The following is a 20,866-nucleotide window of genomic DNA, read 5'->3' as shown; positions in this document are numbered from 1 at the left end:
GCTACCGGGGCTAAGAACGCGCGCTTACTTACGCAGGCTAAGCAGGGCGCCGACAAAAATCCCGACCGCCGCGACCGTTCCCAGCGTACAAAGCGGTTTTTCACGTACGAAGGTGGTGGCGCAGCTGGCCATGTCGCAGGCCGCCTGAGTGGTACGTGAGCGGCCATTCATCCTTGCCCGCGTTTCACGCAGCAGAGACTGAGCCTTACGTTTCGCGGCATCCGCTTCGTCCTTCGCGTCAGAGCCCCAGGATTTCAATACGGCTTCCAGCGTGTCCGCTAATTGGCTGACATCGTTACGAATATCCTGTGTGTCGTCATTAATATCGTTTCGGTTCGGTCTGTTAAACATACGATCCTCCATAATTTGTGTTCCCGTTTAGTTTAGTCCAGAAATGTAATATCTGAAGCGAGTCACGGCTTATCGGGCAGTTTATGGAATATTCTGAAAGCCCTGCTAATGCTGAATACTGTAAGGTTCCGGGCAGGAATGATAATGAGGAAAAGATATGTATTTACGACCCGATGAGGTGGCGCGCGTTCTTGAAAAAGAAGGGTTCACCATGGATGAGGTAACATCAAAAGCGTACGGATATCGCCGTGGTGAGAATTATGTTTACGTCAACCGTGAAGCAAGAATGGGGCGTACTGCTCTCATTATTCACCCGACACTTAAAGACAGAAGCCTGTCATTTGCTGAGCCCGCCTCGGATATTAAAACCTGCGATCATTATCAGCAATTTCCGCTCTATTTAGGCGGCGAGACGCATGAACATTATGGTATTCCGCACGGTTTCAGCTCGCGTATGGCGCTGGAGCGGTTCCTGAAAGGACTGTTTGGCGACGTACAATAACTCTGCGACTGGCATGAGCCAGTCGCCTTACCTTACGCTTTTGCCTGGCTATAAGGGCTGACTTTAAACAGGCGGCGGCAGTAGTCAAGAAAGTAACCGTACACCGCACCCATCAGCATGGATACCACGATATTTGAACTTACCGCAGCGGCGATTTGATGCCAGTCTGCGCCCACCGTCAGCAAAATAACCACATACACCGGGGACTGGAACGTTACGTAAGCCAGCACGTCCGCCAGGTTTTTTACCCAACCCGCCGGGCTAATACGCCGGGCTAAACGCATCACTGTATCGCGATACAGGCCGTACGGCCAGGCAATCATGATATTCACCGGAATGGCCACCAGGCGCGACGAGAGGGATTGCTCAAAGGACATTCCCGACAGGAAAATTTCAATCAGCATATTCACGACGGAACAGTAAACGACCATCGCGAACGTATCCGCTACCGCATGGCGCAGGCGAGACTGCGGTGAGAACATGTCTGAACTCCTCGAACAGGACAAAAAAGTGGCGTTTTACCTGCGGCCTTTAGTGCTTTAGGTTGGTTTGTTTTGAGTGTATAGCGTATCTCTCTGGATTTTAACTAACAAGTAGTGATTAATTTTTATTTACAGGCGCTTTAGCCATAAAATTCTCTAAAATTGTGCGTTTTTTTGCGCGCTTCGTTATTTTCTCTCCTCGAGCCTATTTTAGTGAAATATATCAATGGATTAGTTTGTCTGTGTGCGTGTGAAACCTCTGTTGTGTGGGCGAGTGGAGGCGGTTTTTTGAACTGTTTTAAACAGGAGCTTGTGGTCAGGGGAAGGGCGGTATATTACACATTAAAACAGACATATATTTCGGGGTTATATTAACGGGATATTCTAAAACATTTACAATAATGTCAAAACGTCAGGGTGGGTAGATATCAGAACCAAAATCAATTATTCTGTTGCCTGATTTATGTTATACACACGAAGAAAGGTTTTTCATTATTATGGCTTTAACGTTACAGAATCTTAATAATATTCGTACCCTCCGGGCGCTGGCACGTGAATTATCCATGGATGTTCTGGAAGAAGTGCTGGAAAAATTCCGGATTGTCACTGAAGAAAAACGCAGCGAGCAGGCTGAATTAGAGCGTCAACGCGCTGAACAGCAGGATAAAATTAATGCTCTGCTGGAACTGATGAAAGCTGACGGTATTTCTCCGAGCGATCTGTTAGGCAGTGACCTGGCGCAGGCGGGTCAGCCGACGAAAAAACGTAAAGCGCGTGCGGCGAAATATCGTTTTATTGACGCGAACGGTGAAGAAAAAACCTGGACCGGCCAGGGGCGTACGCCAAAGCCAATTGCGACCGCACTGGCAAACGGGAAATCGCTGGACGATTTCCTGATCTGATGATTATTCGGGCGGTCTATTCCGCCCGATTATTGACTTAGCAGACGCCAAAGTCACCTTCTTCGGAGTACAGAACCACGTCCGCCGCTTTCAGGTGATATTTCTCGCCCTGCTCATTGCTGGCCTGCACGGCCACAATGTTTTCACCATTCACTTCGAGCACTTTCAGTTTCGGACCGCCCTGACGCGGTTGGACATAATCACCGACAGAAAACATAGCACCTCCTCATCATTGTCATGATCTTCACCATAGCCCACGTCCGGGGGCGGGGTACAGCCTAATCTTTCAGATACCCCTTATCAGGTACGTCGGTTCCACGGCATCACTTTCAGCAGTCGCGCCATACCGCAAAAACCTGTCACACCGGCAAACAACAGCCCGGCGCCCACAAAACCGCTCAGCAGGAAAAAGCCGCTGGAGACGCTGTAACCCAGCACCACGCCGCAGAGGATCAGCAGTCCGGCGGCGATCTGCACCTGACGCATCAGCGGAAGCGGCTGCGATCGATCTTCAACGGTCAGCAGCCCGGCCTGCTTCCAGCCCTGAATGCCTCCCTCAACCACAAAGGCGTTCGCAGGGGACGCTGCCTGCGCCAGACGAGCAGCATGGTTTGAGGTTCGTGCGCCGGACTGACAGTGGAAAATCACCGTTTCTCCCGGCGCTGCGTTAAGCCCGCCGGGTAACGAATCCAGCGGAATGGAGTGCGCCGCCGGAATATGCTCGCGGGCATACTCGTCGGGGTCGCGAATATCGATAAGTCTGGCGCCTTCAGCAATCAGCGCGTTTGCCTGCTGCGGCGTAATAAGAGGAAGAGACATTGTGTTTCCTTACGGACAATTTCGGAACAGTAGAGCATTTAAGGCGGGGTTTAAGCCAGTGTAAAGAGGGTAAAGGCAGGTAAAAGCGCGAGAGACGAATGGCAGTTAACCGTAAACTGGCTACGCTTAGAGAAGTGTCTTTTATAATTTTCAATTGGTTAGCTTGCACGGAGTGTTTTATGGGTTTTTGGCGCGTTGTTTTTACGATTATTCTCCCGCCGCTGGGCGTGCTGCTTGGCAAGGGGCTGGGCTGGGCGTTTATGCTGAATATCCTTCTGACTATCCTGGGCTACTTCCCCGGTCTTATCCACGCATTTTGGGTTCAGACGAAGAGCTAGGTACGCCACAGTAAGTCACTGTAGATTCGGGTCAGCACGCCTTCCGGGCCAAACTGCTGTTTGATCCAGCGCGTGACCTGACCGGTCGCCGCATGCTGCGTGGCGAGCAGCATGCGCGAATCCTGACGTGGATTATTGATCCGCCGCGTTACCAGCAGCCCGTCCTCCACCGCCTCACGCGTCATATATTCCGGTAAAAAGCCAATACCTTCCCCCAGGATCTGACACTGGCATTTCGTGTTGAAGTCCGGCACCAGAATCGCCTCCTGGCCGTGAAGCAGCCAGCCCACCTTCTTGTTGATGGTATGCGCGGTGTCCTCGACCATGATATTGGGATACAGACGCAGCTGACTTTCGGAAATGGGCTCCGGGGCGAACGCCAGCGGATGGGTGGGCGCGATGGCAAATACCCAGCGGATCGCGCCTATCTCGGTGTAATCAATGCCGCCGCCGTCCAGCAGCGTATCCGGCGCGCCAATGGCGATGTTGGCCTGATTATTAATGATGGAATCCCAGACGCCGTTATACACCTCGGTCGTCACCGTGATCTGGCAGGTGGGAAACTGTTTTTTCAGCACCTGGAGCAGACGCGCGGTATGGCGTGGCGTATACAAAAGCTGATTTATGCAGATGCGCACCCGCGTCTCAATGCCCTGAGAAATGGTATCAATCCCGCGCTTGATGGCATGAAAGTCATTCAGCAGGTCGGTCGCTTTACGATAAAAGTAAAAACCGGATTCTGTCAGCTCAATGCTGCGCGTGTTGCGTACAAACAGCACCACGTCCAGTCCGGTCTCCATGCGTTTGATGGTGTAACTGATGGCGGAGGTGGTCACGCCCAGCTCGGCAGCCGCTTTGCTGAAACTGCCAAAACGTGCCGCGGTGGTGAAGGCCAGCAAATTCTCTTCGGTAAAGATGGAATTCATATTATGGCTCCTGGTGACCATCAGTTTTGAACATTTTTTAACAGCGGTGTTACATCATAGTTGATGCCGGTCACAGTTCTGGCTTTTTACGTAGGGCCGCGCTGTGTAAGGCTTTTTCAGCCATAAGGATAATGCAGCCTGAAGCGCGTAAACGCGGTAAAACATAAGAAAAAGGTTGCACAGACGCACGTTTCTGCCGGACCGTTGAATTTAACTCAACAATGAATTGCGTGTCGATGAATCATTTTTAAGCGGATTCTTTTATGACCAGGCTGTTGCTATTCTCAGGTCATCAGAAGTGAAACATAGGGAGTCTGAATATGTCTGCAACTGCACGGGTTACAGAATTTCTGCTGGCGGCAGAAGAGGGCAATATCGACGCGCTAAAAGCCTGCCTGGAGAAAGGCGTGGATATTAACGCGACCAACCGCCAGAAAAGAACCGCCATTATTATTGCCAGCCTGAAAAAGCATTACGCCTGTGTGGAGTTTTTAATTGCCGCCGGGGCGGATATTGATAAACAGGACCAGACCTGTTTTAACCCCTTCCTGATCGGCTGCCTGACCAATGATTTAACCCTGCTGCGCATTGTCCTTCCGGCGAATCCGGATCTCGACCGTCTGACGCGCTTTGGCGGCGTGGGCATTACCCCTGCCAGTGAAAAAGGGCACGTTGAAATCGTGCGTGAGCTGCTGGAAAAAACCGACATCAACGTCAACCACACCAATTTTGTCGGCTGGACGCCGCTGCTGGAGGCCATCGTATTAAATGACGGCGGCGCAAAGCAGCAGGAAATTGTGAAGCTGCTGCTGGATCACGGCGCGAACCCGCACATGACCGATAAATACGGCAAAACCCCGCTCGAACTGGCGCGGGAAAAAGGCTTCAACGCGATCGCAGACCTGCTGCTGGCGGCAGGCGCATAGCGCATTCGGTCAGCCTTCCCCTGGCTGGCCGTTAATCAATAAACGCATTGTTACCGACGTGCATTTAGCACGACGGCGGCCCCCTTTTATCTTAAACAGGTGAAAATAATGCCAACCAAAATCGTCATAAAAAAGAATACGTATTTCGATTCGGTTTCCTTAATGTCGGTTTCCACCAAAGCCAATAAATTGCCGGGCGTCGAGCAGGCGTTTGTGGCGATGGCGACGGAAATGAACAAAGGCGTATTAAAAAACCTCGGGCTATTAACGCCGGAATTAGCGGACGCGAAAAACGGCGACCTGATGATCGTTATTAAAGGCGATGCGGCGAATGAGGAAACCCTCGCCGCCATTGAAGCGTTATTCACGCGTAAAGAGCGCACGGGCTCCCATGAAGCACGCTACGCGACGATTGCCAGCGCCAAAACCCATCGTCCGGACAGCAACCTTGCGGTGATTTCCGTCAACGGCACCTTCGCCGCCCGGGAAGCGCGCCAGGCGCTGGAAAACGATCTTAACGTGATGCTGTTCTCCGATAACGTCTCGCTCGACGACGAGCTGGCGCTGAAGCAGCTGGCGCATGAAAAGGGTCTGCTGATGATGGGGCCAGACTGCGGCACCGCCATTATCAACGGTGCGGGGCTGTGCTTCGCCAACGCGGTGCGTCGCGGGCAGATTGGCATCGTTGGCGCCTCCGGCACCGGCAGCCAGGAGCTGAGCGTGCGCATTCATGAGTTCGGCGGCGGCGTGTCGCAGCTGATCGGTACCGGCGGACGCGATCTCAGCGAGAAGATCGGCGGCCTGATGATGCTCGATGCCATCGACATGCTGGAGGCGGACGACGCGACCCGGGTGATAGCGCTCATCTCCAAACCGCCTGCACCCGCGGTGGCTGAGAAAGTACTGGCCCGTGCGCGCGCCTGCCGCAAGCCTGTGGTTGTGTGCTTCCTGGGCCGCAACGAACCGCCAGCCGATGAAGACGGTTTGCAGTTTGCTCGTGGCACCAAAGAGGCGGCCCTGAAAGCGGTGCTGCTTACCGGCATTAAAAAAGACGACCTGGATTTACATCCGCTCAACTGGCCGCTGATCGAAGAGGTACGCGCCCGCCTGACGCCGCAACAGAAGTACATTCGCGGCCTGTTCTGCGGCGGCACCCTGTGCGACGAAGCGATGTTTGCCGCGCTGGAGAAGTTTGACGATGTTTACAGCAACATCCAGCCGGACCCGGCCAGGCGTCTGAAAGATATCAGCGTCAGCCAGGCCCACACCTTCCTTGATTTCGGTGACGATGACTTCACCAACGGCAAACCACACCCGATGATCGACCCGACCAACCGCATCAGCCGCCTGCTACAGGAGGCGCGCGATCCGCAGGTGGGGGTGATCGTGATGGATTTCGTGCTCGGCTTTGGCGCGCACGACGATCCGGTGGGGGTGATGATCGAGGCGATCAAAGAGGCACAGGCGATCGCGAAAGCCGACAACCGTCCGCTGGAAATTCTCGGCTACGTGCTCGGCACCGATCAGGATCCGCAGTCTCTGGCGCAGCAGTGCCAGCTGCTGACTGACGCAGGCGTCATCTGGGCCAGCAGCAGCACCAATACCGGATTACTGGCACGCGAATTTGTCTGCAAAGGGGAGAGAGCATAATGACGACCTTATTCAACCAGCCGCTGAACGTGATTAACGTCGGGATTGCGATGTTCAGCGATGACCTCAAAAAACAGCACGTTCCCGTGACCCAACTCGACTGGACGCCGCCGGGGCAGGGCAATATGCAGGTAGTGGACGCGCTCGATCAGCTGGCGGAAAAACCGCTGGCGGAGAAAATCGCCGCCGCGAACAAAATTGCCCTGGAGCGGATTATTCAGTCCCATCCGGTGCTGGTGGGCTATGACCAGGCGATCAACGTGGTGCCGGGCATGACCCGCACGACCATTCTGCACGCCGGTCCGCCTGTTACCTGGGAAAACATGTGCGGGGCGATGAAAGGCGCGGTTACCGGCGCGCTGGTGTTTGAAGGGCTGGCGACGGATCTGGAGGACGCGGCAAGGCTGGCGGCGTCAGGCGACATCACCTTCTCGCCGTGCCACGAGCACGACTGCGTGGGCTCCATGGCGGGCGTCACCTCCGCGTCGATGTTTATGCACATCGTTGAGAACAAAACTTACGGCAACCGCGCCTTCACCAACCTCAGCGAGCAGATGGCGAAGATCCTGCGCATGGGGGCTAACGACCAGAGCGTGATCGAGCGCCTGAACTGGATGCGCGACGTGCTCGGCCCGATGCTGCGCGACGCGATGAAGATTATCGGCGAAATCGACCTGCGCCTGATGCTGGCCCAGGCGCTGCACATGGGCGACGAGTGCCACAACCGCAACAACGCGGGCACCACGCTGCTTATTCAGGCGCTGACGCCAGGGCTGATCCAGGCGGGCTATCCAGTGGCGCAGCAGCGTGAGGTGTTCGAGTTTGTCGCCAGCAGCGACTACTTCTCCGGCCCGACGTGGATGGCAATGTGTAAAGCCGCGCTGGATGCCGCCCACGGCATTGAGTACAGCACCGTCGTCACCACCATGGCGCGCAACGGCTACGAGTTCGGCCTGCGCGTTTCCGGCCTGCCGGGGCAGTGGTTCACCGGCCCGGCGCAGCAGGTGATCGGCCCGATGTTCGCGGGTTATAAGCCGGAAGACTCCGGGCTGGATATCGGCGACAGCGCGATTACCGAAACCTACGGCATCGGCGGCTTTGCAATGGCGACGGCCCCGGCAATCGTGGCGCTGGTGGGCGGCACGGTGGAGGAAGCCATCGATTTCTCCCGCCAGATGCGCGAAATCACCCTCGGCGAAAACCCGAACGTCACCATTCCACTGCTGTCGTTTATGGGCATCCCGACCGCCATCGACATCACGAAGGTCGCGGGCAGCGGCATTCTGCCGGTCATTAATACCGCCATTGCCCACAAGGACGCCGGGATCGGCATGATTGGGGCGGGCATCGTTCACCCGCCGTTTAGTTGTTTTGAAAAGGCGCTGTTAACCTTCCGCGATCGCTACGTTCTATAAGGTATGCATCCATGAAAAACATGAAACTGGAGTGGAAAAGAGGTGACTGGGCAGCTTATTTCGGGTTGATGACCAACAACCTGACCAATTTGCTGACCATGATGGGGCTGCTCATTTTTGTCGTCGGCATCCCGAAGGAGATTGTTTATGGACGCATCGCGCCAGCCTTCGGGCTGGCGGTGCTGGTGGCGAGTCTTTGCTATACGTGGTTTGGCCTGCAAATGGCGCGCGCCACCGGACGAACGGACGTCACCGCGCTGCCGTCCGGCCCGAGCGCGCCGTCGATTTTTACCGTGACCTTTCTGGTCCTGATGCCGGTTTACCAGCAAACCGGCGATGCGGATTTCGCGATTCAGATTGGCCTGGTGTGGTGCTTTGTGGAAGCGATGATCCTCGCGGGCGGTTCCTTCCTGGGGGAAACCATCCGCAAGATGATCCCGCGTACCGTGCTGCTGTCGTGCCTGTCCGGTCTTGGCCTGCTGCTGCTGGCGATGAACCCGATGTTGCAGGCGTTCGAAGCGCCCACCGTGTCGTTTATCGTCCTGCTGCTGATCTTCATTAACTGGTTCGGTAAAAAGCCGATTTTCGCCAAAATCCCGACCGGCCTGCTGCTGTTAATTGCCGGTACTCTGCTTGCGTGGATCTCCGGCCTGCAAAGCCCGGATGCCATTAAAGCGTCCATGTCATCCTTCGGCTTTAACCCGCCGGAAGTGCACGTGGACAGCTTTATGCAGGGGCTGCCGCACGCGCTGCCGTATCTGGCGTCCGCCGTACCGCTGGGGCTGGCGAACTACATCTTTGACCTGGAGAACATCGAAAGCGCCCATGCGGCAGGGGATGAATACCCGACCCGCAAGGTAATGCTGGCGAACGGTCTGGCCTCGATGCTCGGCTGCCTGATGGGCAATCCGTTCCCGGTCACGGTCTACGTCGGCCATCCGGGCTGGAAAGCGATGGGCGCCAGCATCGGCTACACCCTGGCGTCCGGCGTGACCATGTTCATCGTGCCGCTGTTCGGGCTTGGGGCGTTTATGCTCGCCATCATACCGATGACCGCTATCGTGCCGATCCTGGTGTTTATCGGCGTGGTCACCGCCAACCAGGTGGTGAGGGAGACCCCGAAAGTGGAGGTGCCCGTCATCTTCATCTGCCTGTTCCCGTGGATCGCCAACTGGGCGCTGACCATGATGAACAGCGTGATGAGCGCGGCGGGGACCAGCGCGGGGAAAATCGGCACCGACGTGCTGCACAGCAAGGGGATCTACTACGAAGGCCTGATGCATCTCGGCAACGGCGCGCCGCTCGCCAGCATGCTCTGGGGCTGTATCGCCATCTTCGCCATCCTCAACAAACCGCTGCGCGGGGCCGTCGCGGCGGCCGGTGGAGCGCTGCTGGCGCTGTTTGGCGTGATCCACGCCCCGGTGGTGGGCTTTGCCGAGGGCAGTTCCCTGATGTTCGTTACGGCCTACCTGATGATGGGCGGGATGTTTGTGGTGAAGCATGTGCTGGATACCTCTGTTAATCCCCCTCTCCCTCTGGGAGAGGGCCGGGGTGAGGGCACCAGAACGCACCTTCTAAAGGAAACAAAATGAAAGAGCTTATGGTCGTCGCCATCGGCGGCAACAGCATTATCAAAGACAACGCCAGCCAGTCGATTGAGCATCAGGCGCAGGCGGTCAAAGCGGTGGCTGAGTCGGTGCTCGAAATGCTGGCTACGGACTATGACATCGTGCTCACCCACGGCAATGGCCCGCAGGTGGGGCTGGATCTGCGCCGCGCCGAAATCGCCCACGAGCGGGAAGGGCTGCCGCTGACCCCGCTGGCGAACTGCGTGGCGGATACCCAGGGCGGGATCGGCTACCTGATCCAGCAGGCGCTCAACAACCGCCTGGCGGCGCGCGGGGAACAAAAAGCGGTCACGGTCGTCACCCAGGTGGAGGTGGATAAAAACGATCCTGGCTTTACGCACCCGACAAAACCCATCGGCGCGTTCTTCAGCGAGGCGCAGCGCGACGAACTGCAACTTGCGCACCCGGACTGGCATTTTGTTGAGGATTCAGGCCGGGGGTATCGCCGCGTGGTGGCTTCACCGCAGCCGCGGCGCATCGTTGAGTCGGATGCCATCAAGGCGCTGACGCAGAAAGGATTTGTGGTGATCGGCGCGGGCGGCGGAGGCATTCCTGTGGTGCGCAGTGAACAGGGCGATTACCAGAGCGTGGACGCGGTGATAGATAAAGATCTCTCCACCGCGCTGCTGGCGCGCGAGATCCGCGCCGACGTGCTGGTGATCACCACCGGCGTGGAGAAAGTGTGCGTTAACTTCGGCAAGCCGAACCAGCAGACGCTGGATACCGTCAACGTGGCGCAGATGACGCGCTACATGGAAGAAGGGCATTTTCCGGCGGGCAGCATGTTGCCGAAAATCGTCGCCTCGCTGGAATTTTTACGCCATGGCGGCAGGAGGGTAATCATTACCTCGCCGGACTGCCTGCCCGCAGCGCTGCGCGGTGAAACGGGTACCCACATTATTAATGAAGGAAGATAAGATGAGTGAGAATAAAAGCCGCCGCGAGTTTATCAGCCAGAGCGGCAAAATGGTTACCGCCTGCGCGCTGTTTGGCGCCACGGGTTCCGTCGCGTATGCTGCCGATTCAGCAAAGGCAACCTGCGAGACGGGTAAACCGATGAACATCACCGCAAAACATTACTATCTCGACAACGTGCTGCTGGAAGCCGGGTTTAACTTCGACGGCAGCGTGGCGACAAGCACCCGCACCGAGCTGAAAACGCTGGAAATCAAAGACGGGAAAATCGTCGCCCTGCGCGACAACAACAGCCACGCCGACGCCTCGCTGCCGCACTACGACGCGGGCAAAAAGCTGATGCTCCCGGCGATGCGCGACATGCACATCCATCTGGACAAAACCTTCTACGGCGGCCCGTGGCGCTCCCTGAACCGTCCGGCGGGCACCACCATCCAGGACATGATCCGCCTGGAGCAGAAGCTGCTGCCGGAGTTACAGCCCTACACGCAAGAACGCGCCGAAAAGCTGATCGACCTGCTCCAGTCCAAAGGGTCCACCATCGCCCGCAGCCACTGCAACATAGAGCCGGTTTCCGGCCTGAAAAACCTGGAAAATTTGCAGGCGGTACTGGCGCGCCGAAGCCGAGGTTTTGACTGTGAAATTGTTGCCTTCCCGCAGCACGGCCTGCTGCTGTCTCATTCTGAAAAGCTGATGCGCGAGGCGATGCAGGCGGGGGCGCATTACGTGGGCGGGCTGGACCCGACCAACGTCGACGGCGCGATGGAGAAATCCCTCGACACCATGTTCCAGATTGCGCTGGATTATGACAAAGGGGTGGATATCCATCTGCATGAAACCAGCCCGGCGGGCGTGGCGGCGGTGAACTACATGGTACAAACCGTGGAGAAAACGCCGGCGCTGAAGGGGAAGCTGACCATCAGCCACGCCTTCGCCCTGGCGACGCTTAACGAGCAAGAGGTGGATGAGATCGCCACCCGCATGGCGGCACAACAGGTGACCATCGCCTCCACCGTGCCGATTGGCACTCTGCACATGCCGCTGAAGCAGCTGCGTGATAAAGGCGTGTTTGTCATGACCGGTACCGACAGCGTGATCGACCACTGGTCGCCGTACGGTCTGGGGGACATGCTGGAGAAAGCCAACCTCTATGCACAGCTCTATATTCGCCCGAATGAGCAGACGCTTTCGCGCGCGCTGGGCATTGCCACCGGCGACGTGCTGCCGCTAAACGACAAAGGCGAGCGCGCGTGGCCGAAAGCGCAGGACGACGCCAGCTTTGTGCTGGTGGATGCCTCCTGTTCCGCCGAGGCCGTGGCACGCATCTCTCCGCGTACCGCGACGTTCCATAAGGGGAATCTGGTCTGGGGCTCTGTGGGCTAATGTGGTGCCGGGTGGCGCTGCGCTTACCCGGCCTACGGTTCGGAGATTTTGTAGGTCGGGTAAGGCGAAGCCGCCACCCGGCAATGCCATATACTCGCCGCCCGTAAGGTTCAATAACCGACCTTATACACCCGCCCGCTCTGCACCCCTTCCACGCTGCGGCGGTAAGCCTGCGCAACGGTCGCGGCGGGAACGCTTTCAAAGCCCGGGAAGAAGCCGTCGTACGCTTCGGCGGATTCGGTCAGCACCGTCGGGCTGATCAGATTAATGCGAATACCGCGCGGCAGTTCACAGGCCGCGGCGCGCACAAACCCTTCCAGCGCGGCGTTAACCGTGGTGGCATTCACGCCCTGGGCAATCGGCTCGTGCGCCACAATCCCGCTTATCAGCGTAATCGAGCCACCTTCGTTCAGGTAGTGCTGGCCGGTCAGCGCCAGACGAACCTGCCCCAGCAGCTTATCCTGCAAACCCTGGTTGAACTCGCCGTCGGTCATGGTTGAGAGCGGGCCGAAGTGCAACCCTCCGCTGGCGGAGACAATCGCATCCACCGGACCGATCTTTTTGAACAGCGCCTGCACGCTCGCCTGCGAGGTGATATCCACCTGATGATCGCCCTGCGTGCGACCCACGCGGATCACCTCGTGGCGACGGCTTAGCTCTTCTGTCACAGCACGACCGACGGTACCGCTGGCACCAATAATGACGATTTTCATAGAAGACTCCTTATGTTGTGAGCCTTCATTCTTTAATAAATAAAAATTCAGATAAACTGGGCTGATGTTAGAAGAATGCTAACCAGAGGTTCGTAATATGGATAAGCTTCGCGGCATGGAGACGTTCATCGCGGTGGTGGAAAGCGGCAGCTTTACCGGCGCGGCGGCCCGGCTGGAGATGTCGGCGGTAATGGTCGGGAAGTATATTGCGCAGCTGGAATCGCAGCTCGGTACGCGGCTGCTGGAGCGCAACACCCGTCGCCAGAGCCTGACGGATGCCGGACGCGTTTATTTCGAAGAGGCCAGGCGCGTGCTGGAGCAGGTCTCGATTGCTGAAAACGCGGTTGAGCGTCTGCGAGCCACGCCCGCCGGCACCCTGCGCGTGACGGCGCCTACCTCGTTTGGCGGCTGCGTTATCGCGCCTCTGACGGCCACGTTTTTGCAGCGTTACCCGGAAGTGCGCATCGAACTGGATCTCACCAACCGAATGGTGGATCTGGTAGAGGAAGGGGTCGATCTGGCCATTCGTATCGGTGAGATCCGTAATGAGGATCTGGTGGCGAAATATCTGTGTCCCTACAACATGGTGATCTGCGCCGCGCCGGATTATCTGGCGCGTCACGGTACGCCGCAAACGCCAGCCGATCTGGTGGATCACCTGTGCCTGTCGCACACGGTCTGGACGGCGCGTAACGAGTGGCGGCTGCCGGGAGTGGAAGGCGAAGTGCGCTGGAAGCGTGATGCCGTCTTACGATGCAATGACGGCTATGGCTTACGCATGGCGGCGCGAGCCGGGGCGGGACTCCTGCTGCAACCGGAAGTGCTGGTGGCGGAAGAGCTGGCGAGCGGCAGGCTGGTTCGGGTTCTGGAAGCGTTTACGCCCGCGCCGAGGCCGGTGCATTTACTGTGGCGTCAGGATTTGCGGCCGCTGCCTAAGCTAACGGAATTTATTGCCCATATTCTGCTAAGATTGGGCACAATATAAAAAAAGAAGGTAAGTAAAGAATGTCTGCAAACAAACTCGCCAGCAGCGCGCAGGGCCTGCAATCCTCTGCCATCCGTGAATTATTAAAACATAGCAAAATGGCAGGCGTGATTTCGCTGGGTGGCGGTATTCCAAATCCGGACCTGTTCGATCATGAGGGTTTAAAAATCGCTGCTGATGCCGTGCTGTCTCAGCATTTTGGCGAAGCGTTCCAGTATGGCCTGACGGAAGGCGTCCCGGGGCTGCGCGAAGAGATCCAACGCATCTGTGAAGGTCGCGGCATCGCCTGTAAAGCCGATGACGTGGTCATTACTTCCGGCTCGCAACAATCGCTTGACGTGCTGGCGCGGGCGTTAATTAACCCGGGCGATACGGTCGTCGTGGAGCGGCCTACCTACCTCGCCGCGTTGCAGGTCTTTGGCCTGGCGCAGGCGAATTTTGAATCCGTTGGCACCGACGGCGACGGCATGAAAGTGGATGAACTTGAAGCGCTGGTAGCCACCAAAACCATCAAAGCGGTTTATATCGTGCCAACCTTTGGTAACCCGGGCGGCGTGACGCTCTCCGAAGCGCGTCGTAAACAGCTGGTGGAATTATCGAAGCGCTATGACTTCGTGATTATCGAAGACGACCCGTACAGCGAGATCAACTACACCGACGAAGCGTTCCGCCCGCTGATTGCTCATGCCAAAGATATCGGCAATGAGGATAACGTGGTGTACACCTCCACCTTCTCTAAAATCCTCGCGCCGGGCACCCGCGTGGGCTGGGTGCTGGTGCCGGAGTGGCTGAAGCGCGCGGTGGTGAACCTCAAGCAAACCACCGATCTGCACACCAGCACGCTGTCGCAGCTGATGACGTACGAGTATCTGAAAACCGGTCGTCTGGCGAATCAGATTAAAATGATCCGCGAAGCCTATCGCCAGAAATACCAGACCTTTGCAACGGAACTGGAAGCGGAGCTGGGCGATGTGATGTCGTTCCACAAGCCAAAGGGCGGCATGTTCCTGTGGGCGAAAATGAACAACGGCATCAATACGACGAAATGGCTGGAAAAAACGTTGAGCAACGGCGTCGTGTTTGTGCCGGGTGAGTTCTTCTACTGCAACGAGCCGGACCATACCACGCTGCGCATGTCTTTCGTTACCCCAACGGATGAGCAGCTTAAAGAAGCGGTTCGACGCCTCAAAATTTCCCTGTAACAGGATGCGCATAATGGCAGATGCCGTTATGCGCTGTTCCCGTGCAGGGTAACGTCTGGCTTGCCGGATTTTCGCTTCGCCATGACTTCCGCAACGGTTTTTATCCGGCTTAACTCCTCCTGCGTGCGGGAGTTAGATTGCGCTTCCCAGATATCAACGTTTAGCTGTAAGTTCAGCCAAAATTCAATAGTGGTATTAAAGGCTTTTGCCAGTTTGATCGCCATATCGGCAGTAAGTTTGCGATTGTTATTGACCAATGCGCTTACGGTATTGCGGTGTACATTTAGCATCTCTGCCAGATCGTTGATTTTCAGATTGAGCGGTTCAAGATACTCATACTGCAACACCTCGCCCGGCGTGGTGGGTTTGCGGAGTGCCTGTTGAAGTGTCATAGGTGATGCCTCACTTGTGTTGCGTGTACTTGTGTGGAGAGAGATAGAGATCGTCTGCTTTTCCCGCTGACCAGCGAAATACAAGCCTGTATTGTCTGTTTACCCGGATAGAGGAATATCCCTTCAACGGAGGACTCAATGCTTCATACATATTGCCCGGTGGCGATCGTAAATCCAGGTGCGACATGGCCGCATTGATGATGTCGAGCTTTCTTGCAAGCGCTGTTTCCAGATTCAAAGGAATAACATTGCTCGATCTCCCGTAGAGAAAAAAATCCTCAAGCCATTGATCCCGATAATGATTAATCATAATGCTGGTAAGCTCCAGTCCTTGAAGCTGAGTGGATAGTAATGCACTCCTACACTGTGCACAAGTGCGTTTTGTCTGCGAGTAATATTACCCTGGTCATGGCTGAAGGGAAGTGTGATGCATGACTAAAGGTTAATTCTTCGAGGCGGATTCCACGTCTTGCGTGCGGATTAATGCCCGGCGGCGCTGCGCTTGCGCGGGCCTGCGAGAATGTAGGCCGGGTAAGGCGCAGCCGCCACCCGGCGTTTGACTACCGCTCCCTCAGCGCCTCCTTCGCCCGGTTAAACGGTTTGATCATATAATCCAGCACCGTTTTCTCCCCGGTCTTGATATCCACTGTCGCTATCATCCCCGGCACGATCGAGAAGTGCCTGCCCGCCTTATTCACCAGATAATCCTGGCTGGTACGGATAAACACCCGGTAATAGAACACCTCCGGCTTCGCTTCGTCCTGAATAGTGTCCGGCGAAATGGTCTCCACCACCCCGTGTAGCCCACCGTAAATCGCGTAATCGTAGGCGGTGATTTTCACCAGCGCCTCCTGATTAGGGTGGATAAAGGCGATATCCCGCGGCGAGAGGCGGGTTTCAATCAGCAGGTGGTCGTCCACCGGCACAATTTCCATCAGCTCACCGTTGGGCGGGATCACACCGCCAATCGTTGTCACTTTGATGTTTTTCACGATCCCGCGCACCGGAGACTTCACCGTCAGACGGGTAACGGAATCCTCGCGGCCTTTCAGGATCGCTGACACCATATCCACCTCGGCGTTGGCCTTCGACAGCGCTTCACGGGCCTGCACGTAATACTGGGAACGTACGTCGGTGAGCTTCAGCTCCAGGTCGCTTTTCTGCCTTTGCAGGCGCAGCACTTCCACGTGGCTGGCGGCCCCGGTTTTCACCAGCCGCTGGGTGATCGCCAGCTCTTTGTTCGCGAGATCTAACGCGGCGCGCAACTCCCGCTGGGTATCCTCAAGCTGGGCGCGGCGCGAGTTGTAGAGCCGCGTTTCAGCGGCGGTCAGGTCGGTCCATTTCGCCAGGGACGGCGGGAATTTAAGCGGCAGATCGTTCACCTCGGCATACAGACGCGCGCTGGAGGCCAGCGACGCGCGGTAACGCGCCGCGCTTTCGCCGACGTTGGATTCCGAGCGGGTAGGATCCAGTCGCGCCAGCACCTGTCCGGCCTGCACCTGATCCCCTTCGTGCACGTTCAGCTCGGTGAGGATCCCCCCATCCAGCGACTGCAAAACCTGCTCGCGTGAGCTGGGGATCACTTTCCCGGTGCCGGTTGAGACTTCGTCCAGCACCCCGAACCACGCCCAGACGCCGAGCACCACAAACATCAGCAGGGAGAAGAAAACAATGCGCCGGGCACCGGTATAACCGCTTTCTGAGTCGAGCGCGTTATCCAGATCTTCTACTGCGGCAACGTCACGCTGACTGATTTTCATTTTTCCACTCCCGTCCGGTTGCCTGCTGCTGTTGCTGCATACGGCTGTTGTTCAGCGCCTGGGCTTTTGGCGCGTCCATCACCAGCATGCCATCTTTGAGTACCACCACGCGCTCCACCAGCTCCAGCACCGGCACGCGGTGGGTCGCGACAATCAGCGTGCGGTTGCCAAGCCACGCTCCGAGGCGCTGAATAAATTCCCGCTCGGTATGCTCATCAAGGGAAGCGGTCGGTTCATCCATCAGCACGATATTCGGATCGCGCAGTAGCATCCGTGCCAGCAGGATGGACTGCCGCTGCCCGCCGGACAGCCCGACACCGTTCTCCATAATCGGGTAATCCAGCCCCTTCGGCAGCTTCTGCACAAAGCTGGCCGCGCCGCACATCTCCAGCACCTCGAAGATCTCTTTATCGGTGGCGCGCGGCATGCCGAGCGTGATGTTCTCGCGCAGGGTGCCGTAAAACAGCCGGGCGTTCTGGGTCATAAAGCCGACGTTTCGCCGCACGTCAGCCACGTCCAGATGCGGCAGGCTGAGGTTGTCGAGCCGCAGTTCACCGCCCGCCAGATCCATCCCGCCCGCCATCGCCTGCAACAGGGTTGATTTGCCCGCGCCGTTGCGCCCGAGGATCGCCACTTTCTCGCCCGCTTTGATCTCCAGACGGTTAATGCGCAGCGCCATGCGCGGATCTTCCGGGTGATAGCGGAACTGCGCCTGCTCGAACAGGTAATGTCCGCGCAGCACGTCCTGACGGATCGGCGTCTCTTCGCGCTGATTCTCGGTCGGCAGCTGCATAATGCTGTCCAGCCCCTCTTTGGCCGCCTTCACCTGCTGCCAGCGGGCCAGCACGCCGCACAGCGTCGCCATCGGGGCGATCATCCGTGAGGCGAGCATTGAGGCGGCCACCACTGAACCGGTGGTTAAGGTGCCGTCGATCACCATCGGCGCGCCCACCACGATCACCCCGGCATACACCAGGCTCTGAATGGTCATCCCCCAGTTGATCAGGTTCTGCGTCAGCTCGCGGGTGCGCAGGCCGGATTCGGCGGTGATCTGGATATAGCTGTTCCACTGCTGCAAAAAGCGGTTCTCCGCCTGCATCAGCTTGATGTCCTCCAGCCCCTGCACGCTCTCCACCAGCACCGCGTTGCGCAGGGTGGATTCATGCGCTGACTGCTTCGCCAGCTCCGCCAGCTTCTTTTGCAGCAGCAGGCCAGGCAGGACCATGATCACTGCCGCCACCGGAGCGATCCACGCCAGCTGCGGGGCGATGATCGCCAGCACAATCACAAACAGGATAAAGAACGGCAGATCGACGATGGTGGAGATGGTGGAGGAGGTGACCATCTCACGGATCTGCTCCAGCTCGCGCAGCTGGGAGATAAAGCTGCCGGTGGAGCGCGGAATGGCGCTGTGGCGCAGCCGCAGCGCGTGGCCGAACACCCGATCCGAGACGCGCAGATCCGAGCGTTTGCCCAGCAGATCCATAATGTGTCCGCGCGCCACGCGCAGCACAAAGCCAAACAGCGTGGCGATCAGCACCCCGATGGTCAGCACATAGAGCGTCGGATAGGACTGGGCGGGGATCACCCGGTCATACACCTGCATGGAAAAGACGATGCCCGAGAGGGAGAGCACGTTAATGAACAGTGCAGCCAGCATCACCCAGCTGTAAGGGCGAAGGTCGCGCATCACCAGCCGGTAGAGCCAGTCCGGGCGGTATTTTGAGATATAGGCATCCACGCGGCTGTCCTTCAGCGCCGCCAGCGGACGCAGGGCGATGACGTGGCGGATGGCAGGCAGCATCGCGCTCATCGACAGGCGGTTGGTGTGCGTGCTGTCGTCGAAAAAGCTGACCTCAAGCGTATCCTCGCCGTCGAAATTGTCGATCACGCCGATTTTACCGTCGTTCAGCTCCACCACCACCGGCAGACGCCAGCTGTTGATGGCGTGCTGATCGGCCGTCAGCAGCTGGAATGTCAGCCCGGCTTCACGGGCGAGCTGCGTCAGCGCGGGCACCATCGGTTTGCCTTTCAGCCACGGCGCGCCGGCGATCAGCGAGCCTGGCGAACAGGCAACGCGATAGCGCGTCGCCACATAGCCAAACGCCTGCGCCCACTGCTCCAGCGCCTCATCCGTCATATTTTCACCCTGCGGAATATCGCGTTGCTTCATGGCTGGATCTCCACGGTCTGGATGGTGCGGTTTTCAAGATCGAACGCGTGACGCAGGCGCCCGGTGTTGTACAGACAGTTGAGCTGAAGCTGATGCAGCTGTCCGGCGGTTTGCTGTTGGGTAAAGCGCGCCTGATACACCTCCTGCTCGGCGTTGAGCACGTCGAGCAGCGGGCGGGAACCGAGATCGAGATACTGCTGCTGATACAGCTCGCGGGTGCGGGCGCTGAGCGCTTCCTGACGGCCCTGGATCTGAAGCGTGCTCATCAGGCTCATCACCTGGCTGCGCGCTTCCAGCAGTTTTTGCCGCACCTCAAGACGGGTGCGCTGGATGGTGGACTGGGCGGATTCCACCGCGTGTCCGGCGGCGTTACGCCGGGCGGTAAGGCCGCCGCCCTGATAGAGCGGCATCTGCACTTTTACCCACGCGGAGTACTGGGTGCGGTCCCGCGTTTCGTTGCCGGCGTAGCGGTCGTTCAGGTAGTGACGAACTTCCGGCTCCAGCGAAACGGTAGGGGTCATTTGCGCGTTGGCATAGTCGAGATTAGCCTGCGCGACGTTGGCCTGCGCCCAGGCCGCTAATACCGAGGGCACCAGACGATCGTCCGGCTCGGCGATGTCGCAGCTGCGGGCCAGGCTCTGCGGAAAGTCATTGCTGACCGCGTTCAGGCTGTCCCAGCCCAGCAGGCTCATCAGCGTGGCGCGCGAGCTGTCGAGGCTGGCCTGATACTGCATCAGCTGCGCACGCGCCCCTTCGATGCGGGCGTCGGTCTGCACCACGTCAGAGAGTGACGTTGCGCCTTCATCATTACGTTGTTTCGTCAGGGTGCCGATGGAGGACAGGGCATCCAGCTGTTCTTTGGCGGTCTCGACCATCTGCTGCCAGGTCTGCACCTGCACCATGGCGATGGCGGTATCGTGGGCGATGGTGTCGATGCTCACCAGCACGTTGGCCTGCTGCTGGGCGACGCCCGCGTTTTCCGCGCGTACCTGGCTTGCGACTTTGCCGAAGTCGTAAAGCATTTGCGAAAGAGAAAGCACCAGCGAAGGGGTAAAGCCATTATCGTCACCGTCGTGGCTATAGCCGTTATCCATGCCGGCGTTAATTTGCGGATAATATTTCGATTTGGCGACGTCCACATTTTCGCTCTGCTGATAAAGTTTGCCGACGGCTTCACTGATGGCCGGATGCCAGGTCACGGCGCGGTTAACCGCTTCATTCAGCTGTAGCGTGCCGGGGGCGGCTTTGCTGGCTACGGGCGCCACGCGACCATTTAAAGAGGGGAGTTCCTGCGTTTCGCTTAATTGTCCGGTATTAATCATCGCCGCAGGGTTTGCCGCGATAGCGGGCACAGATATCAGGCAGCACGAGAGCCACCAGTAAGGCATCTTCTTTCCCATGTCT

General features: G+C 57.6%; 22 protein-coding genes. 11 read left to right on the top strand and 11 right to left on the bottom strand.

Annotated elements, in window-relative coordinates:
- Positions 1-24 precede the first annotated feature (24 nt).
- On the bottom strand, positions 25-351 hold the full coding sequence (locus ACOTX5_RS15625) for a DUF883 domain-containing protein (protein ID WP_017382769.1): 327 nt from the start codon (positions 349-351) through the stop codon (positions 25-27).
- A 157-nt stretch (positions 352-508) separates the two neighbouring features.
- Here ACOTX5_RS15625 and ACOTX5_RS15620 point away from each other — a divergent pair, with 157 nt between their 5' ends.
- Positions 509-853, top strand: a complete 345-nt coding sequence (locus ACOTX5_RS15620) for a DUF2002 family protein (RefSeq protein ID WP_006811693.1) — start codon at positions 509-511, stop codon at positions 851-853.
- 32 nt (positions 854-885) lie between these two features.
- On the opposite strand, the gene alaE is transcribed toward ACOTX5_RS15620, so the two are convergent.
- A complete protein-coding gene (gene alaE / locus ACOTX5_RS15615; RefSeq protein ID WP_045911573.1) occupies positions 886-1,335 on the bottom strand; it encodes an L-alanine exporter AlaE in 450 nt (149 codons plus the stop codon).
- Between the two features lie 497 nt (positions 1,336-1,832).
- On the opposite strand from alaE, the gene stpA reads away from it, so the two are divergent.
- Entirely contained in the window at positions 1,833-2,237 is a 405-nt protein-coding gene (stpA, locus tag ACOTX5_RS15610; RefSeq protein WP_022651717.1) for a DNA-binding protein StpA, read from the top strand.
- A 37-nt stretch (positions 2,238-2,274) separates the two neighbouring features.
- Here stpA and ACOTX5_RS15605 read toward each other — a convergent pair whose 3' ends face one another.
- Together ACOTX5_RS15605 and ACOTX5_RS15600 are read right to left on the bottom strand one after the other, a co-directional pair.
- On the bottom strand, positions 2,275-2,454 hold the full coding sequence (locus ACOTX5_RS15605) for a hypothetical protein (RefSeq protein ID WP_006811690.1): 180 nt from the start codon (positions 2,452-2,454) through the stop codon (positions 2,275-2,277).
- 83 nt (positions 2,455-2,537) lie between these two features.
- Positions 2,538-3,056: a rhodanese family protein gene (locus tag ACOTX5_RS15600; RefSeq protein ID WP_045911572.1), complete on the bottom strand. Its 519-nt coding sequence runs from the start codon at positions 3,054-3,056 to the stop codon at positions 2,538-2,540.
- Between the two features lie 179 nt (positions 3,057-3,235).
- On the opposite strand from ACOTX5_RS15600, the gene ACOTX5_RS15595 reads away from it, so the two are divergent.
- Positions 3,236-3,394 carry a YqaE/Pmp3 family membrane protein gene (locus ACOTX5_RS15595; protein ID WP_045911571.1) on the top strand — a complete coding sequence of 53 codons (159 nt, stop codon included), beginning with the start codon at positions 3,236-3,238 and terminating at the stop codon, positions 3,392-3,394.
- Here ACOTX5_RS15595 and ACOTX5_RS15590 read toward each other — a convergent pair.
- Positions 3,391-4,320, bottom strand: coding sequence for a LysR substrate-binding domain-containing protein (locus tag ACOTX5_RS15590; RefSeq protein ID WP_015571650.1), 930 nt, complete (start codon positions 4,318-4,320; stop codon positions 3,391-3,393). The two genes, ACOTX5_RS15595 and ACOTX5_RS15590, sit on opposite strands and share 4 nt — an antisense overlap.
- Positions 4,321-4,640: 320 nt before the next feature.
- Between ACOTX5_RS15590 and ACOTX5_RS15585 the strand changes: the two genes are divergently transcribed.
- The 6 genes from ACOTX5_RS15585 (at position 4,641) to ACOTX5_RS15560 (ending at position 12,237) form a co-directional block, all read left to right on the top strand.
- Positions 4,641-5,246, top strand: coding sequence for an ankyrin repeat domain-containing protein (locus ACOTX5_RS15585; protein ID WP_045911570.1), 606 nt, complete (start codon positions 4,641-4,643; stop codon positions 5,244-5,246).
- 108 nt (positions 5,247-5,354) lie between these two features.
- Positions 5,355-6,896, top strand: coding sequence for an acyl-CoA synthetase FdrA (fdrA, locus tag ACOTX5_RS15580; RefSeq protein ID WP_045906887.1), 1,542 nt, complete (start codon positions 5,355-5,357; stop codon positions 6,894-6,896).
- Complete coding sequence (locus tag ACOTX5_RS15575) at positions 6,896-8,311, top strand: DUF1116 domain-containing protein (RefSeq protein WP_045911569.1); 1,416 nt, start codon at positions 6,896-6,898, stop codon at positions 8,309-8,311. Before fdrA ends, ACOTX5_RS15575 begins: the two co-directional genes overlap by 1 nt.
- 11 nt (positions 8,312-8,322) lie before the next feature.
- Positions 8,323-9,903: a hypothetical protein gene (locus ACOTX5_RS15570; protein WP_045911568.1), complete on the top strand. Its 1,581-nt coding sequence runs from the start codon at positions 8,323-8,325 to the stop codon at positions 9,901-9,903.
- On the top strand, positions 9,900-10,856 hold the full coding sequence (locus ACOTX5_RS15565) for a carbamate kinase family protein (RefSeq protein WP_045911567.1): 957 nt from the start codon (positions 9,900-9,902) through the stop codon (positions 10,854-10,856). The genes ACOTX5_RS15570 and ACOTX5_RS15565 overlap by 4 nt, the downstream gene beginning before the upstream one ends.
- Position 10,857: 1 nt before the next feature.
- Positions 10,858-12,237: an amidohydrolase family protein gene (locus tag ACOTX5_RS15560; protein ID WP_045911566.1), complete on the top strand. Its 1,380-nt coding sequence runs from the start codon at positions 10,858-10,860 to the stop codon at positions 12,235-12,237.
- Between the two features lie 110 nt (positions 12,238-12,347).
- Here ACOTX5_RS15560 and ACOTX5_RS15555 read toward each other — a convergent pair whose 3' ends face one another.
- Positions 12,348-12,950, bottom strand: coding sequence for a short chain dehydrogenase (locus ACOTX5_RS15555; RefSeq protein WP_017382759.1), 603 nt, complete (start codon positions 12,948-12,950; stop codon positions 12,348-12,350).
- Positions 12,951-13,047: 97 nt separating this feature from the next.
- Between ACOTX5_RS15555 and ACOTX5_RS15550 the strand changes: the two genes are divergently transcribed.
- Entirely contained in the window at positions 13,048-13,935 is an 888-nt protein-coding gene (locus ACOTX5_RS15550) for a LysR family transcriptional regulator (RefSeq protein ID WP_015571641.1), read from the top strand.
- Between the two features lie 20 nt (positions 13,936-13,955).
- Positions 13,956-15,137, top strand: a complete 1,182-nt coding sequence (locus ACOTX5_RS15545) for a PLP-dependent aminotransferase family protein (RefSeq protein ID WP_017382758.1) — start codon at positions 13,956-13,958, stop codon at positions 15,135-15,137.
- A gap of 26 nt (positions 15,138-15,163) precedes the next feature.
- Here ACOTX5_RS15545 and ACOTX5_RS15540 read toward each other — a convergent pair whose 3' ends face one another.
- From ACOTX5_RS15540 to ACOTX5_RS15520, 5 genes are all read right to left on the bottom strand, one after another.
- Positions 15,164-15,529: a HigA family addiction module antitoxin gene (locus ACOTX5_RS15540; RefSeq protein WP_015571639.1), complete on the bottom strand. Its 366-nt coding sequence runs from the start codon at positions 15,527-15,529 to the stop codon at positions 15,164-15,166.
- A 10-nt stretch (positions 15,530-15,539) separates the two neighbouring features.
- The gene (locus tag ACOTX5_RS15535; protein ID WP_032654718.1) at positions 15,540-15,839 is read right to left on the bottom strand and encodes a type II toxin-antitoxin system RelE/ParE family toxin; all 300 of its coding nucleotides are present in this window, start codon (positions 15,837-15,839) and stop codon (positions 15,540-15,542) included.
- 250 nt (positions 15,840-16,089) lie between these two features.
- Entirely contained in the window at positions 16,090-17,289 is a 1,200-nt protein-coding gene (locus tag ACOTX5_RS15530) for an HlyD family efflux transporter periplasmic adaptor subunit (RefSeq protein WP_017382757.1), read from the bottom strand.
- Complete coding sequence (locus ACOTX5_RS15525; RefSeq protein WP_045328302.1) at positions 17,270-19,462, bottom strand: type I secretion system permease/ATPase; 2,193 nt, start codon at positions 19,460-19,462, stop codon at positions 17,270-17,272. The genes ACOTX5_RS15530 and ACOTX5_RS15525 overlap by 20 nt, the downstream gene beginning before the upstream one ends.
- Complete coding sequence (locus ACOTX5_RS15520) at positions 19,459-20,862, bottom strand: TolC family outer membrane protein (RefSeq protein ID WP_023295304.1); 1,404 nt, start codon at positions 20,860-20,862, stop codon at positions 19,459-19,461. The genes ACOTX5_RS15525 and ACOTX5_RS15520 overlap by 4 nt, the downstream gene beginning before the upstream one ends.
- Positions 20,863-20,866: the final 4 nt, after the last annotated feature.

This window comes from Enterobacter cloacae complex sp. IR5441 (genome assembly GCF_049238215.1).
Lineage (GTDB): Bacteria > Pseudomonadota > Gammaproteobacteria > Enterobacterales > Enterobacteriaceae > Enterobacter > Enterobacter hormaechei_C.
The sequence above is the reverse complement of the archived record's forward strand: the minus strand, read 5'-3'. Positions and strand labels throughout refer to the sequence as shown.

What these genes read in the sequence shown, in the direction of transcription:
- ACOTX5_RS15625 (WP_017382769.1), bottom strand. Translation starts at nt 351, where the DNA reads ATGTTTAACAGACCGAACCGAAACGATATTAATGACGACACACAGGAT.
- ACOTX5_RS15620 (WP_006811693.1), top strand. Translation starts at nt 509, where the DNA reads ATGTATTTACGACCCGATGAGGTGGCGCGCGTTCTTGAAAAAGAAGGG.
- alaE (WP_045911573.1), bottom strand. Translation starts at nt 1,335, where the DNA reads ATGTTCTCACCGCAGTCTCGCCTGCGCCATGCGGTAGCGGATACGTTC.
- stpA (WP_022651717.1), top strand. Translation starts at nt 1,833, where the DNA reads ATGGCTTTAACGTTACAGAATCTTAATAATATTCGTACCCTCCGGGCG.
- ACOTX5_RS15605 (WP_006811690.1), bottom strand. Translation starts at nt 2,454, where the DNA reads ATGTTTTCTGTCGGTGATTATGTCCAACCGCGTCAGGGCGGTCCGAAA.
- ACOTX5_RS15600 (WP_045911572.1), bottom strand. Translation starts at nt 3,056, where the DNA reads ATGTCTCTTCCTCTTATTACGCCGCAGCAGGCAAACGCGCTGATTGCT.
- ACOTX5_RS15595 (WP_045911571.1), top strand. Translation starts at nt 3,236, where the DNA reads ATGGGTTTTTGGCGCGTTGTTTTTACGATTATTCTCCCGCCGCTGGGC.
- ACOTX5_RS15590 (WP_015571650.1), bottom strand. Translation starts at nt 4,320, where the DNA reads ATGAATTCCATCTTTACCGAAGAGAATTTGCTGGCCTTCACCACCGCG.
- ACOTX5_RS15585 (WP_045911570.1), top strand. Translation starts at nt 4,641, where the DNA reads ATGTCTGCAACTGCACGGGTTACAGAATTTCTGCTGGCGGCAGAAGAG.
- fdrA (WP_045906887.1), top strand. Translation starts at nt 5,355, where the DNA reads ATGCCAACCAAAATCGTCATAAAAAAGAATACGTATTTCGATTCGGTT.
- ACOTX5_RS15575 (WP_045911569.1), top strand. Translation starts at nt 6,896, where the DNA reads ATGACGACCTTATTCAACCAGCCGCTGAACGTGATTAACGTCGGGATT.
- ACOTX5_RS15570 (WP_045911568.1), top strand. Translation starts at nt 8,323, where the DNA reads ATGAAAAACATGAAACTGGAGTGGAAAAGAGGTGACTGGGCAGCTTAT.
- ACOTX5_RS15565 (WP_045911567.1), top strand. Translation starts at nt 9,900, where the DNA reads ATGAAAGAGCTTATGGTCGTCGCCATCGGCGGCAACAGCATTATCAAA.
- ACOTX5_RS15560 (WP_045911566.1), top strand. Translation starts at nt 10,858, where the DNA reads ATGAGTGAGAATAAAAGCCGCCGCGAGTTTATCAGCCAGAGCGGCAAA.
- ACOTX5_RS15555 (WP_017382759.1), bottom strand. Translation starts at nt 12,950, where the DNA reads ATGAAAATCGTCATTATTGGTGCCAGCGGTACCGTCGGTCGTGCTGTG.
- ACOTX5_RS15550 (WP_015571641.1), top strand. Translation starts at nt 13,048, where the DNA reads ATGGATAAGCTTCGCGGCATGGAGACGTTCATCGCGGTGGTGGAAAGC.
- ACOTX5_RS15545 (WP_017382758.1), top strand. Translation starts at nt 13,956, where the DNA reads ATGTCTGCAAACAAACTCGCCAGCAGCGCGCAGGGCCTGCAATCCTCT.
- ACOTX5_RS15540 (WP_015571639.1), bottom strand. Translation starts at nt 15,529, where the DNA reads ATGACACTTCAACAGGCACTCCGCAAACCCACCACGCCGGGCGAGGTG.
- ACOTX5_RS15535 (WP_032654718.1), bottom strand. Translation starts at nt 15,839, where the DNA reads ATGATTAATCATTATCGGGATCAATGGCTTGAGGATTTTTTTCTCTAC.
- ACOTX5_RS15530 (WP_017382757.1), bottom strand. Translation starts at nt 17,289, where the DNA reads ATGAAAATCAGTCAGCGTGACGTTGCCGCAGTAGAAGATCTGGATAAC.
- ACOTX5_RS15525 (WP_045328302.1), bottom strand. Translation starts at nt 19,462, where the DNA reads ATGAAGCAACGCGATATTCCGCAGGGTGAAAATATGACGGATGAGGCG.
- ACOTX5_RS15520 (WP_023295304.1), bottom strand. Translation starts at nt 20,862, where the DNA reads ATGGGAAAGAAGATGCCTTACTGGTGGCTCTCGTGCTGCCTGATATCT.